This window comes from Crocosphaera watsonii WH 8501 (assembly GCF_000167195.1).
Lineage (GTDB): Bacteria > Cyanobacteriota > Cyanobacteriia > Cyanobacteriales > Microcystaceae > Crocosphaera > Crocosphaera watsonii.
The window spans coordinates 63,695-80,493 of the sequence record NZ_AADV02000002.1; the positions used below are offsets into that span (position 1 = coordinate 63,695).

The window sequence follows — 16,799 nt, forward strand, 5'->3', positions numbered from 1 at the left end:
CTGGCTGAAGCGCAGGAGATTCAGAACGAATCCAAGCACGGGATGGTTATTTTCTTGATTAAACTGATTCCTTTAAACAATGCTTGACTGAGTTGGGATACAAAATTAATTTCTAGAATTCTTTAAAAATGCCGAGGGTTATTCAGCAGTTGGCAACACTGTAATACAACTTGACTAACAATAACTTCTGTTTCTTGATTTAACATGAGGCGGAAATATCCTCGAATCTGCTTTGCTTGAATTGGTGTTAACTGTTTTTTTTCTATAAGATTAAATAAATTTTCTACAGCAATTAATCTTTTTAAAACATTAACGTCTGTTAATTGAGATACCCATTCTTGATACTGATTTTCTTGTTTTTTTCTGGGTATGTTAAATAATTGCCAACTCAGTAAACCTAATGTTACAAAAGTCCCTAACCCTTGTAAAATCAGTCCAGTAGCTAACCAGCGATTTTGAGCATTAGACCAAATATCAAGGGCAATATAACTACCAATTGCCCCGAAACCCCCACTGATAACAGCGATCGCTAACTTTCCTTGAAAAGTTTGGGAAAAGTCATAACAATAGAGCCAATAACTTTGGCATTTATCAGTTTGAACCCAATAAACCACACCCATGAGTCCCATCCCCGTTAAGGTAGCAGCTACCAGTTTGGGGTCCCAAGCTAACATCAGGGTGGTTCCCATGGACCCTGATAAACACAGTAGCAGTTTCCGTCGTTTTTTGTGGTTTAACACATACCTGATACCGTACCTGAGTTGACTCCAGGACAAATTAGATAATTGCTCAAAAAGGGGTTGCGATCGCAATGAAACTTGCATTACCGAGGCTGCCTAAAATATAACGTCTGCTCATGTTTACTATATCGTTAATTTAAGGGAATTTAACTACTTTTTTTGAAAACACTTGATACAATTCTTTAACATATAACTTTGATTTTTCCTTTTGCTCTCAAAACTTTGTATTATCTACAGGTTTTAAAGGGTTAAACAGTAGCAAATTATACAAAATATGGTAAAGTGAGTCTTTACCATCAATGACTTGAGGAGACGTATTATATTGAAATCCCAAGGAGTCTTTCATGGCCGAAACGCCCCAAGAAGTCTTGAAAATGATTCAAGACAACAACATTCAAATTATTGACCTCAAATTCATTGATTTACCAGGGATTTGGCAACATTGCTCTTTTTATCATAACCAAATTGACGAGGATTCCTTTGACGCTGGGGTTCCCTTCGATGGTTCCAGTATTCGGGGATGGAAAGCCATCAACGAATCGGATATGTGTATGGTTCCCGACCCCAAGACAGCTTGGATCGATCCTTTCTATGAGGAACCTACCCTAAGTTTAATTTGTAGCATTAAAGAGCCTCGTACAGGGGAATGGTACAGTCGTGACCCTCGCACCATTGCCAAAAAAGCAGTAGAGTATCTCCAAAGCACCGGTATCGGTGACACTGCCTTTTTTGGACCAGAAGCAGAGTTCTTTGTTTTTGATGACGTTCGCTTCGACCAAACAGAGAACAAAGCTTATTATTCCGTTGATAGTGTAGAAGGTCGTTGGAATACTGGCCGAGAAGAAGAAGGCGGTAACTTAGCCTATAAACCTGGTTATAAACAGGGTTATTTCCCCGTTTCTCCCACCGATACCCTCCAGGATATGCGGACGGAAATGTTGCTGACTATGGCTAAATGTGGGGTTCCCATCGAGAAACATCACCACGAAGTAGCAACCGGGGGACAAAATGAATTAGGGTTCCGTTTTGCTACCTTAATTGACGCTGCTGATTATTTGCTGACATACAAGTACGTAATCAAAAACGTGGCTAAAAAATATGGTAAAACCGTAACATTTATGCCCAAGCCCTTATTTAATGATAATGGGTCAGGAATGCACGTCCACCAATCTATTTGGAAGGGAGGACAACCCTTATTCTGGGAAGAAGGTACTTATGCCGATCTCAGTAAACTGGCCACTCACTATATCGGTGGTATTTTAAAACACGCTCCAGCTTTATTGGCATTTAGCAACCCCACCACCAACTCTTATAAGCGTTTGGTTCCTGGGTTTGAAGCACCGGTTAACTTGGTTTATTCTCAAGGAAATCGTTCCGCTTCCATTCGTATTCCTTTGACAGGGAGTAACCCCAAGGCCAAAAGATTAGAGTTCCGTTGTCCTGATGCTACTTCGAACCCCTATCTAGCTTTTGCTGCCATGCTTTGTGCAGGTATTGATGGCATTAAAAACAAAATAGAGCCAGCAGAGCCTTTGGACGTAGATTTTTATGAGCTTTCACCTGAAGAATTGAGTAAAATTCCTTCTACTCCTGGTTCTTTAGAACAAGCATTAGAATGCTTAGGAAAAGATCATGCTTTCTTAACCGATGGTGGTGTTTTCACAGAAGACTTCATCACAAATTGGATCGAATATAAACTGGATAATGAAGTTAATCCTTTACGTTTACGCCCTCATCCTTATGAGTTTGCGTTGTATTATGATGTCTAAAAATTTAGTCATTATTTAGTTTATCTTGCCACTATTATCAGTGGCATTTTTTTTGCAAGAAAGATGTTTTTCTACCTTATAAGTGAGTAGGTGTAATTAAATACAAAAGTCCGTAGTCAAGGCTTTAGCCTTGATGATAACTATCTTTATCGTCTGTTAGGACTTACTACAAACTTACCTTTATTTTGCCCTACCTACTTACTATACCAATCAGTAATAATTCATGAGGTCATAGAGATCCCCCCTTAATAAGGGGGGTTGGGGGGATCAGTTTCAACATTAATTCTAACATTAGAATTAGCACAAGTAGAAGAAAAACGACTCATGGGACTGCAAGAAGCAGACAATGATCCTGTTTTATTGGAATTATATCAAAGTCAACAACAACAGATTTTTAGGAATGCTTTTATTTTACACCGTGCTGCTCAATTGATGTTGAAAACAGTTGATTTAATTAATAAGAATATCCAAAAATTAGCAGAAGATCAAGTACAACAAAAGTCTCTGTTAGAGAACATGGTAGGAAAATTGAGTAAGTATCAAAAAGCTTATGCTTTACAACAAGAAATTAATAAAATAGAAAAAGATATTAATAAGTTAGCTGATGTTGCCATGAATTTTGAGAACATTATGAGCAACTTTTTGGGACCATTTCAGGGTTTAATTGAACAAGTTGTGAGCATTGATGAAGAACTCTCAGGAACGGTAGAAGAAATTAGAGTATTAGCAGGAGATATTCTCAACCAAGATGCTAGATTATTTGCTTTTGAGGAGTCGGAAAGTTTATCGGATAGTGTGGTAGATTTTTTGGCAACAAGTTATGGTAAACGGGAACGCATAGGGGATGCTTTGGAGAATATGCGTTTTGAAACTGTTAAGAGTTTAGATGAGTCATTATTACCTCCAGAAGTGTTAGAAAATACCTCTTTAACCACTGCACTTGATTCTATTCAAAATGATGTAGAATCAAACTTAAATCAACTACGAAATAATTATACTAACCAGACTGTTGATATTAATGATTATACTGTACCTTTAGTCTCCGAAGTTGAGTTGAAAAGTGCTAGAAATGTTGACTATGCTAAACTACGTGATCTCCTCGCAGCAGGTAACTGGAAAGAAGCAGATCAAGAAACAGCAAGAGTTATGTTGCAAGCAGCAAACCGAGTTAAAGAAGGATACTTAACTGTTAATGATATCGACAACTTCCCCTGTGAGGACTTACGCACCATCAATCAGCTTTGGTTAAGCTATAGTGAAGGGAAATTTGGCTTCTCTGTCCAAAAGGAGATATACCACCGCTTAGGAGGCACGAGAGAGTATAATAGGGAAGTCTGGGAATCCTTCGGTGATGCCGTGGGATGGCGACAAGGAGGAAGTTGGTTGAACTCCAAAAATCTTACATTTGCATCCATAAAAGCACCATCGGGACACCTCCCTTTTTTAGTGGGTAGGAGGGGAAAATCTCTCTTCTCTCGCGTCAAGACTTGTAAACTGTAGCATATAAGGCTTGTAGGAAATTTTTAAGAATATATTTTTGTAGGGGAATAATAATATTATGCCCATAATTTTATGTGTTGTTTATTAGGGGTTAATTATGATTAATATTTAATGGAGTGCAAGCATCCTGCTTGCTATTTTTCGAGCTTAGTGAGCAAGATGCTCACATTCCTATGAACTCATTTTAGCTGAAATAGTCTAGCTTGTAGGGTGGGAAAGAGGGAAAATTTTTAAAGTTAATTCAACCATTTAAAAGACTTGCACACCAGCACCTTAATATGTATTGATAGTGATGAAAATGGTGGGCAATTAATTATAGGTTAGATATCATAATTCTTGTTGATTAACCTATGCCCACCCTACATTTAAGGATCTAACCGATCGCGGATTTCTGTGAGGCGATCTTCTATGGTTTCAATATGACGCACATAGTCCGCTTGAACTTCATAAAAGTCTGCTTGTGCAGCAGCTAATCTAGCCATCCATTCAAAAACACGGCGACGATCCTGCGCCCATTCTTTTCGTTCCTTCTCCCGTTCTTTTCTATCTTGGGCTACAGCATCACTTAAAGCTTGAATCGATTTAGCATTAGATTCAACAATCTTTTCAATTCTAGCTAATCTATCTTCTGACATTGTGTTACTCTCAAATTAATTAACAAAAGTTTGATGTCCCCTTGGTGGTTGCCAGGGGACTATTTTTATTTTAGCCATTAAACTTGACTTTAATGAACCTTTAACCGATGACATTTTAAGCTACTTAATCAATTAAGTAGGTAGGTAAAAATCAATGTAAGTTTGTAGTTAGGGTTTGCTGAAAAAGTTTCTCCAAAATTTATGCCACTTTTGACCAAGAATTTTCTGACAAATCAATAAGTTTTAGTACATAAAAATTGTTTAAAGTATAATCAAAATTAATGAAAGGCGGTTTGATGAGTTCCCCTGTTCTATTATTAGTAAATAAGGACAAAAAAAGCGACAAAAACTGCCTCAGAAGTTTAGAAAGATTGACAACTAAAAATGTAATAGCAATAGATGTAATGGAGGTTTCAGGGAGTTTTGTCATCACGAGATTTAGGCTAAATCTTCGTTTAGCTTGTCCAAACTTTCCCTCAATAGCATTACGGAAGCATTCATCGGAGTGGGCTTGTTTCTTTTCTTCTTCACTGACATTTTTCGGAGGTCTTCCTAACTTCGGACCACTGATTCTTATCCCTCTTTCCTTACACCAATTTCTGTTTTCCCTAGTTCGATAAATTTTATCTACATGGACGGATTCGGGATAATAGCCAAACGTTTCTTTATACTTTTCTACTTGTTCTTTTAAATGACAAGATTCATTGAAGTTTTCCAAACTTATTTTGTCTAGAAACACATAGTTATCTACACAGCTTACTGAGAGTTTAGCTCCAAACTCTATTGGTTTTCCTGCTTTTCCCCTCACTATTGGACGAATATGCGGTTGAGTTAAACTTACAATTCTTTGAGGAACACTCTGGGTCTTATTCTCCCACATTGACTGTTGTTGTTCATAAACTTTTTTGATAGTCTCTAGACAATTTTTCTGTCTTTTACTCAGATTTTCCAGGGAAGCCCCAGCTTGAATTAAGTCTTCTATATTTCCTAAATTTTTCTTAAGGTATTTTAACTGTTTCCCGATAGCTTTTCTTCTTTCTTGATAAGATACTTTTCGTTTTTTAGCTACTTTTAAGTATTCCTTTCTAGCAATTTTTCTAGAAGTTCTCAGCTTTTTTCTCAATTTTACTCTTAATGGTTTATAAAGATTATCTATTATTCTTTTTGTCTCAATTCTGGCTTGATTTAATATGCCTAAATCCGTTGGGTATTTGATGTCTGCTGGCGCACAAGTCGCATCTAAAATTAGTTTACCTTTATTTTTTATTTTTTCTCCTTTTTCTTGGAGACAATCCTTTTTTTTTACTTCTTTATCACTCTTGTCTATTTCTCTTTTTACTATTTTTTTATTGATTTTGTTTATCAATTCTCCATCAATTCTTTTCCTAAAATGAACTAGCATTGAAGATTCCAGTGGTGGCTCTTGTTGATAACAATTTAAACCTATAAAGTATTGTAGATAGGGATTTTCTCTAATCTGTTCTATAGTTTCTCTATCACTTGTTCCTAATTTTTCCTTAATAATTAATGTCCCTAATGCCATTCTAAATAGTTTGGCTGGCGCACCTTTTTCTGCTGAAAAAAGTTTAGCATATTCTTCCTCAAAATCATCCCAAGGTATCAACTCTGCCATGATTACCCAACGATTATTGGGGGACAATTTGCCCTCGAAAGGTAATTCAAATTTTTCTGGGGGCGGTAAAGGTTGCTCCTCTTTTCGATACATTTGTTCTTGACCAACAACTGGGAGGTGTTTCTACCAATTATAGCGGTTTGTAGCCGACAAAGCTGATCTTTTTTGCGATCGCGAATATGGGTGTAACCTTTTAAAGAATAGGGTTTTGCTTTTATTCAGCAAACCCGAATTAGACCGAGTACAAGTGCGTCAGTGGCGATCTCGATGGTTTGAGGAGAGAGAAAAACTGAGTGCCGCCGAAGAACAACAGGTAACGGAGAAAGCATTAATGGTCTTGATCAAAGGAATTTTAAGCGATCGCCCAAGACCTGGAACAACAAAATCCTTTACGGTCGAACAAGTAGTCCAGATTGTAGCGATCGCTTGTGAAGAATGTGAAAAATCAGACAGACCAGTGAGCCATTGGACACCTTCAGAGTTGGCGGATGAAGCCATAAAAAGAGGAATTGTCGAAAAGATTTCCCCCCGTAGTGTGGGGCGTTTTTTAAAAAGAAGCGACATTACAACCACATCTCGTTCGTTACTGGTTAAATGCCAAAATTGATGATCCCTTAAAATTTAAAAAGCAAGTCAAATATATCTGTGAACTTCATCAAGAAGCTAAAACTTTGTTAGAACAAGGAATTCATTTAATTAGTACAGATGAAATGACAGGGATTCAAGCTCTTGAGAGATTATTTCCGAACAAAAGAATCAAGCCTAAACAAGTAGAAAAAATCGAATTTGAATATGAAAGACACGGAACTTTAAGCTTGATTGCGAACTGGGATGTGGCAAGAGGAAAAGTTGTTAGTCCCTCTATTGGACCGACAAGAACAGAACAAGATTTTTCTGAACATATCCAGAGAACGATTAAGATTGATGAAAAAGCAGAATGGATTTTTATTGTAGATAAACTCAACACTCATAAATCGGAAAGCTTAGTCAAATTAGTAGCAGAAAGCTGTGGAATTACTATTGATTTGGGGAGAAAAGGAAAGGAGGGGATTTTGCAATCTATGGACAGCAGAGCAGATTTTTTATCAGATGAATCTCATCGAATTAGCTTTGTTTATATTCCCAAACATACATCGTGGCTTAATCAAATTGAGTGTTGGTTTTAGATCTTAGTCAGGCGTTTACTCAAAAGAATTACTGTCCGTTCAACTGAAGAACTATCCCAAAAAATTCTCAATTTTATTGATTACTTTAATCAACATTTTGCTAAGCCGTTCGTTTGGAAATTTAAGGGCTTTAAAGATCATAAGTGACTGGTGGATTATTTTTGCTAAGCTGCACTAGTCATTTGTCACACCTCGTCAGGGAACTTATTTAAGTGTATACCTGAACTTCCCCTTTGACAAAACCCGATAACGTATGCTGCATGAGGGATACACCGAATTAGCTAGGGGTTATTAATGGGTACAAACAGAAGAAATGCTTAATAAATCTAATGCCTTTTGTTGCACTTCAGTAGGTCGAGTTATCTTGTCAAAAACGTATTTTCCACTCTCTAAAGAACACTCAACTGTGTTCAAGCAAATTGTTCCCAAATCTTCTAGTAAAGTACGAAAGCTGTGAACTGGTAAGTTATCTTCGGTGCGTTTTTTTCTATCTTTAGCAACAGCAGAATTACTACGACGAGCTTTTATGACATCCTGATAGTTATTATCAATTTCTTCATCTTCAAATAATAAAGGGGCTAATTTTTGTTTTAAATGCCATTCAACGTAATAAGCCAACATACATAAGAAAATATGTGCCTTAACTCTGTCTCCCTTATAATGATAAATAGGACGCACTTTTAAATCAATAGATTTATAACAACGGAAAGCTTCTTCCACCGAAGATAAACTTTTATAAGCTTTGACAACTTCAAATCCATCCATTAGAGTTTCATCTACAGAAGTTCTAAGAATATAAACCCCGTCTAGAGCAATTTCTTGGTCAATCAACTCTTGTTTACGCTCATAAGTAAATCCTGAATCTGTGATGTCTAAATTATAGTATTTATTGATTTTATACTTGTTTAATAACTTAGCCACCCTTAAGGCTATTTTATCCGCTCCTTTCAAAGCTCTTTTTTCCCTTTTGGTGGCTTTGATAATTAACTCAAATTGTTCTTCTGCTATTTTTAATAGAGCTTCTCTTTGTTTCCTATTTTTAGCAGCAATCAAAGGATTTCGACAAGCAATTAATCTTTCATTTGGGTAATCTTCGCTTTCAAATTCAACGAGATTAACTTCATCAAATAATCCTAGTTGAATAGCCTCTACTTCGGCTAATTTTCTAATGCTTGCCTTAGTTAAGCCACTGATATAATCCAATCCTTCTACTGCTTTCACCAACTCTTTAATATTTGAAGACGTTAAAATACCTCTATCTGTCACCCACACCACATTCTTAACCTCAAATCGTTTCCTAACTTTCTCTATTTGACTTTCTAATGTGCTAGTATCCGAGGTGTTTCCTTCAAAAACTTCTACAGCGATAGGACAACCATTTTGGTCACAAAGTAGTCCAAAGACTATTTGGGTTTTTCCCTTCTTCTTATCTCGATTATATCCATATTTTCCTAATTCACATCCGTTCCCTTCTAGGTAGGTTGAGGTGACATCATATAAAACTAATGAGCCATTATTGAGATGAAGACTAGCTAATTTATTTTCAATTTTCTCTTGTTTATTGACTAACCAATCCAAAGCATCATAGAGTTCGTCTTCATCAGCTTTTTCTAAGTTTAACACTTTTCCTAAACTATTACTAAAAGTTTTCTCATGAAATCCTCTGGCTGTGGCTAATTTAGATTTAGGATTGATAATTCTCGCAATTATCATACCCAAAACTAAGTTTCTAGTTCGAGAAGAAGTTTTGGCAATTATCTTATCTAACCCTAACTTTTTAATGGTTTCTAATATAACCATCACATGACCATGAGGACGACTTCTTATCACCTCAAAATTATCGGGTATCGTTTCAGTCATTGAAACTTTCGCCCCTTTTAATACCAGTTTCATATTATCAACAACTTCATCTGGCAATGTTGATAGATTTGCCAGGGTTCTTTTTTTGACTCTCTCTCCTTCTCTGTAAGATTCACGAAGCAGAACAGCCGGGGGGGAATTTCTATTCGGAACTCGCTCTATATACATGACTACTATTTTAGCAAATAGAGAGAATCCCTGTCCATTAAGATATGTTACCATATACATGGGTACAGCACCGGAGTCTAATCGCTGTATCCCTTCATAGATAAGGGTTTCAAGGCTCTATAGTAGATATGTATGGGGGAAGTTCAGGTATACATCTAATATATTTGAGAAAATATGGAGTGGCAACCCCATAACAAAATTGTTACATTTTAAGTATTTATTAAAGTTCAATTTACCCTTTATAGAGATTTGATATCTTTTTGGTTAAAAATACTGTTGTGTTTTTAAGCTGAGTAAAAAAAAATGCCATTTTTCTGGTAATTTTATCTTCAACCTAAGTAAAAACACAGTTATTACATAAGAGCAGATTAAAGCAAGTTTGATGTTTAGAATATGATCCTCATAAAAATTTTCTACTTACCTTTGGGAATAAATCCCTTTTTCACAAAATAAGTCAATGTTTCAACAGGTGTTCTTTTTAGTAAATATAACAATGCCAGAAAGATACTGAAAAAAATGAGAACTCTGTATTTGAGTCAGTAATAGCTGTCAATCATTTGCTATGCTGGGTATCAGGAGTGAACAACAATCGCTCTATCCTAAAAACGAGTGATTCTAAGACAAACTTAATTATGAATAAAATCAAAACCCTAGCAACAGGACTATCTAAACGGTTTATGGCTACTTTAGCTTTATCTGGATGCTTAATAAGCGGTGTGCAAACCTTGTCTCTAGCGAATGGTAACCCCGGACTGGTTATTTTTAGCGGTGTTGAAGAACGCAGCGACATCCTCAACTATAAATTAGACTTTAATGGACGACCCAGATTTTATGGGGAACGGATGAGACTGCGGATCTCTAAGAAGAAGTTAACCCAAGGGGTGAGTAAATTTTTTATCTCTTATCTCAAAGATCCCGAATTCGATGGTAAATTTAACACTAATTCCGTAGAAGTACGGGTTGATGGCGAATCTCTTCCCTTAAGAGAAGTTTATTGGGATAAAGAAAGTCGTGTGGTAGAAATTGACTTAGAAAAACCCTTAGAAGCAGGAAATTCGGCTGAAATTGTCTTTTCTAACGTCAAAAATCCCAGTGCTGGAACCTATTATCTGATTGGTGATGTCTTAACCTCTGGACAAATTCCTTTACGGGTTTATATCGGTACTTGGATCGTTTCTTTCTCTCGTACTTAGAAGGTGAACCCACCCCCTAACCCCCTCCACCGGAGGGGGAACTGAAGGGGGTGGGTTTGTCTGTCCCGTAGGGGTAAACGCTGAGCGTAGTCGAAGCGTTTACCCCTACAAAGATCAAAAATACTATTAAAATCTTTTCTCATACCTAACCCGGAACTCATTGAAAGCGTAATCATAAGACAAACGCACAAAACCTTTATCTTCCACTTCATAAATGGTTTCTAGGAAAGGAACAATCTTGAAATCTGTACTATTTATCGTCTCACTAACTGCGGTTTCAGCATCATAGATGATGGTTTGAAAGACCATTGGTAAAGCTAACTGAACAATTCCAAATTGAATTAATTGTTCTGTACTCTGTCCTTGCAAAGCATCGGCTAAAACCAGAACTTGTTCACCCAGTAAACGAACAATCTCCCCTTGACTTCTCGGAGGACTACTGGTTAAGTTTATAACCGAATTACTTAATAGTTGTTCATCGGTATTTCCTTGATTAGCCAGGGTTTGTAAACAGGTACTTACCTTATCTAAATCGTCTTGGGATAAACGGGTGGTGGTTTGAATCGGTTTCAGGGGATCTTGCAGTTGACATATTTCATATTCCTCTCTTCCTAAGTTGGGAAGCAGTTGAGAAAGGGGACCATTTAAACCTAAGTTAATATCAACCCTTTGTACTTTATTAAGACTATCATCAGGAATTTCTGTTTTATCTCCTGCACGGAACTTTTTGCTAGTATTAGGAACTTCTGAAACAATTGTTCTCATACCTAGATTAAGAGTAGGATTTAATAAGCCTTGATCTGGACTAAAGGTTATAGTATTTGGGCTACGTCGTTCTATAAAAAAGCGAGTTTCTAAGAAGTTTACCAACCCTCTGTTTACTACAATTTCACCCTTTGGTTCAAGGGCAGTTAAATCATTTAGAGTACCGTTAACAGCGACATTCCCCCCAAAATCAAACCGAAAGAAAGGCAATACTTCTATATATAAGTTTTCTAAGCTAACAGCAAAGTTTTCTGATTTTGGCATAAACAACATGGGTTGATTACTAGCAACTTGACCACCATGTTTTGGTAAAACCCAGTCATTAATTTCGCTGACAATTTCTTCTCTACTTTGTATTGTTGTGGGGATAAATACTTGACCATTAGCTAATTTAACATCTCCTCCTACCACTGGTTGAATAGCAGAACCAGTAACTTTTATGGTGCCATCGACTAAGCCTCTATATAATCCTTGTAGGTTAATTTCCCCTCTTTCTATGGCAACTGTTAGGGGATTTTCTAAATTATTTTGTGGTTGAAATAAGGGTAAAAACCCTGCAATATTTATATTACTATCAGCAAAGTTTCCTTGTATTTGTTCGACATTTATACCTTGATCGGTAATAGCAACGGTTCCACTAACTGTTAAAGGTTGGGGTAAAGCAGCACTTTGGAAAATTGTCTCATTTAAAGTAATCTTTCCCCCGGCATTTAAGTTAGAAACTAATAACCCTTCTGATAAGTCTAAATTACCACTAGCCTGAGCATTTATTTCTCCTTCTCCATCGGTCAAGAAAATCTGTTCACCTGTGAAGACACTGACTAACTTTAATGCTTCTGTATTTAAGTTAAGATTGACGGCAAAGTTATCATTATCGGCGTAGATGGGAAAGGGAATATCAACAGCAGCAGCAACCAAAGAATTATCATTGGTTCCCAGTTGAAAACGTTGCTCTTGATAACTAAATTGTCCGCCAATATTAGCTGCGAAAGGTCTTCCTTGAAAGGTGGTATCTACTAAAGCAAACTCCCCTTGTATCTGGGGTTCTAGGGGACTGCCTGTGATGCTTCCTGATGTATTTAATGCCCCGGTTGCGTCGATAGGAATCTTGATAAAATTATTAATAGTTGCTAGGGAAAAATAGTCAACTTGCCAATTAAGGGCAATTTCTTGTAAAGAAGCTTTTCCTTCTAATGCCATTCTAGTTCTATTAATTTGCAGTGCGGCCTTATCTATGGTCAAAGCATTATTATTTACAGCAGCATTCAAGGTGACTTCATTAATAGGAATAAAAGACACATCTCTGATTACTAACACCAGCGGTTCTATGACATCTGCATAGGGTTTTTGGGGATGCCATTCCCAATTTCTACCACTTAAAGCTACACTAATATTCGGTTTATAAATGGTACCTCCTAAAATAACTTCTGTGTCAAAATGCCCTCTTAGGTCAAGTTCCGTCGGTAATCCGCCTTTTTCCCTTTCTTTGGCTAATTTTCGGATTTCTTGGTCAATGACAGCTAATAAGTTAACTTGCTCCGCAATATTTCCGTTGGCATCTCCTACAGACTGAGGGGGGATAGCAGCGGCGTTTTGGTAGTCGATGGGTTTGATCTTCAATAAGTCTAGTAACCGTTCTATATTGGACAGTTTTAGGGCGATGAAGAGATCCTGTAGGCGGCCTTCTTCTATATTTAATCTTCCAGTGATCTCGTTGGAGTCTAGGTTGAATGATCCTTCCACTGCATATAAACTCTGTCCTAAGCTCAGGGTAGCGTTTTCTAACCTAGCAATATTGTCTCGATAGACGACATCGGCAGTTAACTGGGTAGCTTCCACAAAACCAATACTGGGTTTATCGATCACCAGTTTTCCCCTTCCTTCCAGGGTGAAGGGGTTGATCACTACTTCTGTTTGTACATCCCCAGACAAAAACCCAGGAATACCAAAGTTACCTCCTGGGGCAATTTTGAGGATATCTAAGGGTATTTGCTCGATTTTAGCCACTAATTCGTCCCCTTGTAGCTTACCTCTTATGGCAATGGGGGCCTGATCTCCTGCTTGTTGACGTAACTCAAAGGCCACGGGTAGATAAGGGGCCAGACAGTCTGCACGGGTACAGGGTTGCAAAGATGCAGCAATGACATCTTGTTTACCCCGTAAGTCTAGGGCTATGCTTTGTCCTAATGTAGCGTTGACTTTCCCTGTTAATAGGGGTTCAAAAGTGCGATCGTTAAAGGCAAAGTTACGTAGGGTTAAGTCCCCTATGAGTTTGATATTGCCTGGAAGAGTGGGGGCCGTGAGGAGGTTTTGTCCGATCACGTTTCCAGTAAAGGTTCCTACCCCTTGTAGTTTTAGTTCTTCGGGGAGAAGATCCCTTTGTATAGGCACGAGGGAAATGAGTTGGGTTAGGGGTAAATCATCTAGGGTAGAAGTAGCTTCAACCGATAGGTTAACATTAGCATCGGGGACGGTGAGGGGGTTGGAAACAACAATATTGCCCCTAGCTTTTAAGCTTTGTCCATTGGCCTCAACTGTGATATTATTAGCACTGATAGGTAAAATGGCATTCTCGTCGAAAAGGCTAGATAACGTACCTGAAAGAAAAATTTGAGCATTTATATCATTAATATCGATTTTCGGCAGTTCTGGAGCAATTTGGGCGAGAATCAGATTAGGTTTAAGGTTGGATGCAGTGACTTCGGTTGTCCATTGATTATTTTGCAGACGGGTTTGGGTGTCGATGGTGCCATCTGCTGTTGCTAGTTGCAGGTTAACGGTAGCTTGGGGGGTACTGAGATCGGGTTTCGGGGAAAGTAGGGGCAGTACATCGCTGGAAATGATCGCTTGTCCATCTACTAACTGGGCTTTAATGGGCAAGTTAGGTACTATCTTGTCTAAGGATAGGGTGGATAGGTCTACCACACCACGAACTTGACCACTGCCTAAGTCACCGATGACTCTCACGGGACTACCATCTACACTCAATTTTACATCAGCGTTGCCCCGAAAACTACTAATATCTGGGGTGTTTCCTAGAGAAGAGAGGAGAGAGTTGAGGTTTCCTGTCAAAACCAGATCGCTACTGACTAAAGTAGATTGTACAGGTAAGTTAGGAATGATAGGGTTGAGGGCAATGGTTCCTACTTGGGCTATGGTGGTTAAGATACCGTTACCTACTTCTATGTTGGCGTTGATGGGACTACCATTAACGATTAATTGTGCATTACCATTGACGTTGAGACGATTAATATTTAACTGTCCCCCCTGAAAGATATTTTCGAGGGAACCAGAAAGATTGATATTGCTTCTACTCAGTTGAACTGGAACCGCTAGGTTAGGAATATAGGGATCGAGGGGTAAACCAGATACTGCGGCCGTCCCTGTAATATTGCCTCGAGATAAAGCTGTTTCCAGGGCGATCGCACCTTGTCCTATTTGCAGTTGTAAGTTACCTTGACTTTGAATACTATCTAGGGCAAAGTCATCTAGTTTTCCACTAACACGAATATTGCCACCTCTTAGGGTAACAGCTTGGCTAAAAATTTCCTGGCGACAAGTGGTTAAGGAACAGGCTAAGTTGACAAAGGGATCAAGAGAAAATTGGTTAGCAGTGATCAGGGTTTGCCATTGTTTCTTTTCAAGATTACCTAATCCTTGAACAGTAATATTGCCTTCGGTAGAGGTTAAAACAGTATCTTGAATTAAAATATTTTTGCCCCCGATAAGAATTGTCCCTTTACCTGAAATATCTTCTCCTGAAACAGTTATAATACCAGGGGCAGACCATTCTATTTTTCCTTTGGGATCTCCTAATGTACCGCCTACCTTACCTTGTGCTGTTATCGTTCCGATACTAACATTTTGGGGAGATTGATAATAGGGTTGCGTTAACTTATCTCCTGGTAAGTTGGCGACAAATACTAAATCAGCTGGCATTTTTTGCCAGTCTATTGCTTTGTTTTCTTTTAACGCTTTTAGAATACCTAACTCAACTTTTCCTGTAGCTGTAATATTACCTCCTGCTGTTGGTTTAATATTAAATTCTTTGAGATCAACTTGATCTAGATTTGCTTGAAAAACTGTTTTTAATTCTTTTACTCTTGTTTTGTCAATTAATAAAGGTTTACTGTTATTAATAGTCCCCGTGACAACAGGGTTTATTATGTCTCCTGTTAAACTAATTTTTCCTTCTATTTCCCCTGCTAAATTAATGGGTATTTTAACCGCTAATATCTTAGATATATCTCTCAGTAAAAAGGGATTAATATTAACATCAATATTATAGCCATCTTGCCAATTAAGCGAACCCTCAACATCAATAACAAAGTCACCTAAACTTAAACGAGTTTCTTGAAAGTTTAAACTTTGACCCACAAAATTAAGTCCCACATCCAGCTTAATAGGAACTCGCAAAGGTTTTAAACTTGCTTCGATATTTGATATTTGAAATTCTCCGTTTCCTTCTGTTCCTTCTATATTCTCTAAAGAAGGTAAATTAATGTTTAAATTACTCTCAACTAAACCACTCTTTAAGGTTACGGGCAAATTAGGAATTAAGCCAGCTAACTCAGGTACAGCTAATTGAGAGATCATCAATTGTGCTTGAGTTTGGAAGGATTTTAGATTAGTTTCCCCTTTGACTGTAATAGCACTGTTTAATAAGGCAACATCTAAATCATAATTAACATTTTGCTCATCGTTAGACTTGTAACTATATCCTGCTGTTCCTCCTGCTTCTATTTTTATCAGTTCCTTAAACCCATTAGGTAACACAGAAACCTGAGCATTATTTAGGTTAATATTGGCTTTAATATCGATAGGTAAATTTAATTCCCCTTCTCCTTCAAACTCTGGTAAGCTTACCCAGTCTCCCGACGGATCTTGTTCAACATATAAATTAGGAGCATCGATAGTTATCTTAACATCTAAAGGTTGACCAATTAATACAGGTAATACATTAAACTTAACCTTGATCTCCTCAACATCAACCCGATCAGCATCGTTTTCTGTGGTAGGAATAGAAGATGTACCAATAGTAATATGATTGAAAGAAAAACTTTCAACCTCTCCCACTCTAACCTCTCTTTCTAACGCTTTACTCAACTCCTTCGACAACAAAGGAGATAATCTTTCATAGACAAAATAATTAACTCCTGCATAAGTTCCTACCCCTAAAGATACTAATACTCCACCCGCGATCAAAGTCGAGGGTTTCTTGAGAAAGTTCACTAATTTTGTCAATACAGAAGAACTACCAGATGGGGGGACTGGAGGTGGGTTAGGAGGTAGACTCGTCATAATTCCCTCTAAACTATAAGATATTAACTTAATTAATGTGTGAGTAAGTAGTTGCGTACTAATGGTAGA

General features: G+C 37.6%; 8 protein-coding genes and 2 pseudogenes. 5 read left to right on the plus strand and 5 right to left on the minus strand.

The genetic code is table 11. The features are described 5' to 3' along the window. Positions 1–122 precede the first annotated feature (122 nt). Complete coding sequence (locus tag CWATDRAFT_RS03870; RefSeq protein WP_007303758.1) at positions 123–824, minus strand: hypothetical protein; 702 nt, start codon at positions 822–824, stop codon at positions 123–125. A gap of 260 nt (positions 825–1,084) precedes the next feature. Here CWATDRAFT_RS03870 and glnA point away from each other — a divergent pair, with 260 nt between their 5' ends. Together glnA and CWATDRAFT_RS32265 are read left to right on the plus strand one after the other, a co-directional pair. Next, positions 1,085–2,509 carry a type I glutamate--ammonia ligase gene (gene glnA, locus CWATDRAFT_RS03875; protein WP_007303759.1) on the plus strand — a complete coding sequence of 475 codons (1,425 nt, stop codon included), beginning with the start codon at positions 1,085–1,087 and terminating at the stop codon, positions 2,507–2,509. Positions 2,510–2,767: 258 nt separating this feature from the next. Next, positions 2,768–4,009, plus strand: a complete 1,242-nt coding sequence (locus tag CWATDRAFT_RS32265) for a GUN4 domain-containing protein (protein ID WP_007303760.1) — start codon at positions 2,768–2,770, stop codon at positions 4,007–4,009. A 365-nt stretch (positions 4,010–4,374) separates the two neighbouring features. On the opposite strand, the gene CWATDRAFT_RS03885 is transcribed toward CWATDRAFT_RS32265, so the two are convergent. Together CWATDRAFT_RS03885 and CWATDRAFT_RS03890 are read right to left on the minus strand one after the other, a co-directional pair. Then, complete coding sequence (locus CWATDRAFT_RS03885; RefSeq protein ID WP_007303761.1) at positions 4,375–4,644, minus strand: hypothetical protein; 270 nt, start codon at positions 4,642–4,644, stop codon at positions 4,375–4,377. Between the two features lie 199 nt (positions 4,645–4,843). Continuing rightward, complete coding sequence (locus CWATDRAFT_RS03890; protein WP_007303762.1) at positions 4,844–6,370, minus strand: IS5-like element ISCwa2 family transposase; 1,527 nt, start codon at positions 6,368–6,370, stop codon at positions 4,844–4,846. A gap of 136 nt (positions 6,371–6,506) precedes the next feature. Between CWATDRAFT_RS03890 and CWATDRAFT_RS03895 the strand changes: the two are divergent. Beyond that, a pseudogene (locus CWATDRAFT_RS03895) lies at positions 6,507–6,884 on the plus strand (helix-turn-helix domain-containing protein); the annotation flags it as partial. A 64-nt stretch (positions 6,885–6,948) separates the two neighbouring features. Beyond that, positions 6,949–7,590 (plus strand): annotated as a pseudogene (locus CWATDRAFT_RS03900) (transposase). A gap of 144 nt (positions 7,591–7,734) precedes the next feature. Here the strand turns inward: CWATDRAFT_RS03900 and CWATDRAFT_RS03905 are convergent. Beyond that, positions 7,735–9,471 (minus strand): IS1634 family transposase, encoded by a 1,737-nt coding sequence (locus tag CWATDRAFT_RS03905; protein WP_042711168.1) that lies wholly within the window; start codon positions 9,469–9,471, stop codon positions 7,735–7,737. Positions 9,472–10,103: 632 nt separating this feature from the next. Here CWATDRAFT_RS03905 and CWATDRAFT_RS03910 point away from each other — a divergent pair. Further along, on the plus strand, positions 10,104–10,664 hold the full coding sequence (locus tag CWATDRAFT_RS03910; RefSeq protein ID WP_007303766.1) for a DUF2808 domain-containing protein: 561 nt from the start codon (positions 10,104–10,106) through the stop codon (positions 10,662–10,664). Between the two features lie 126 nt (positions 10,665–10,790). Here CWATDRAFT_RS03910 and CWATDRAFT_RS03915 read toward each other — a convergent pair whose 3' ends face one another. Further along, positions 10,791–16,730: a translocation/assembly module TamB domain-containing protein gene (locus CWATDRAFT_RS03915; RefSeq protein ID WP_007303767.1), complete on the minus strand. Its 5,940-nt coding sequence runs from the start codon at positions 16,728–16,730 to the stop codon at positions 10,791–10,793. Between the last annotated feature and the right edge of the window lie 69 nt (positions 16,731–16,799).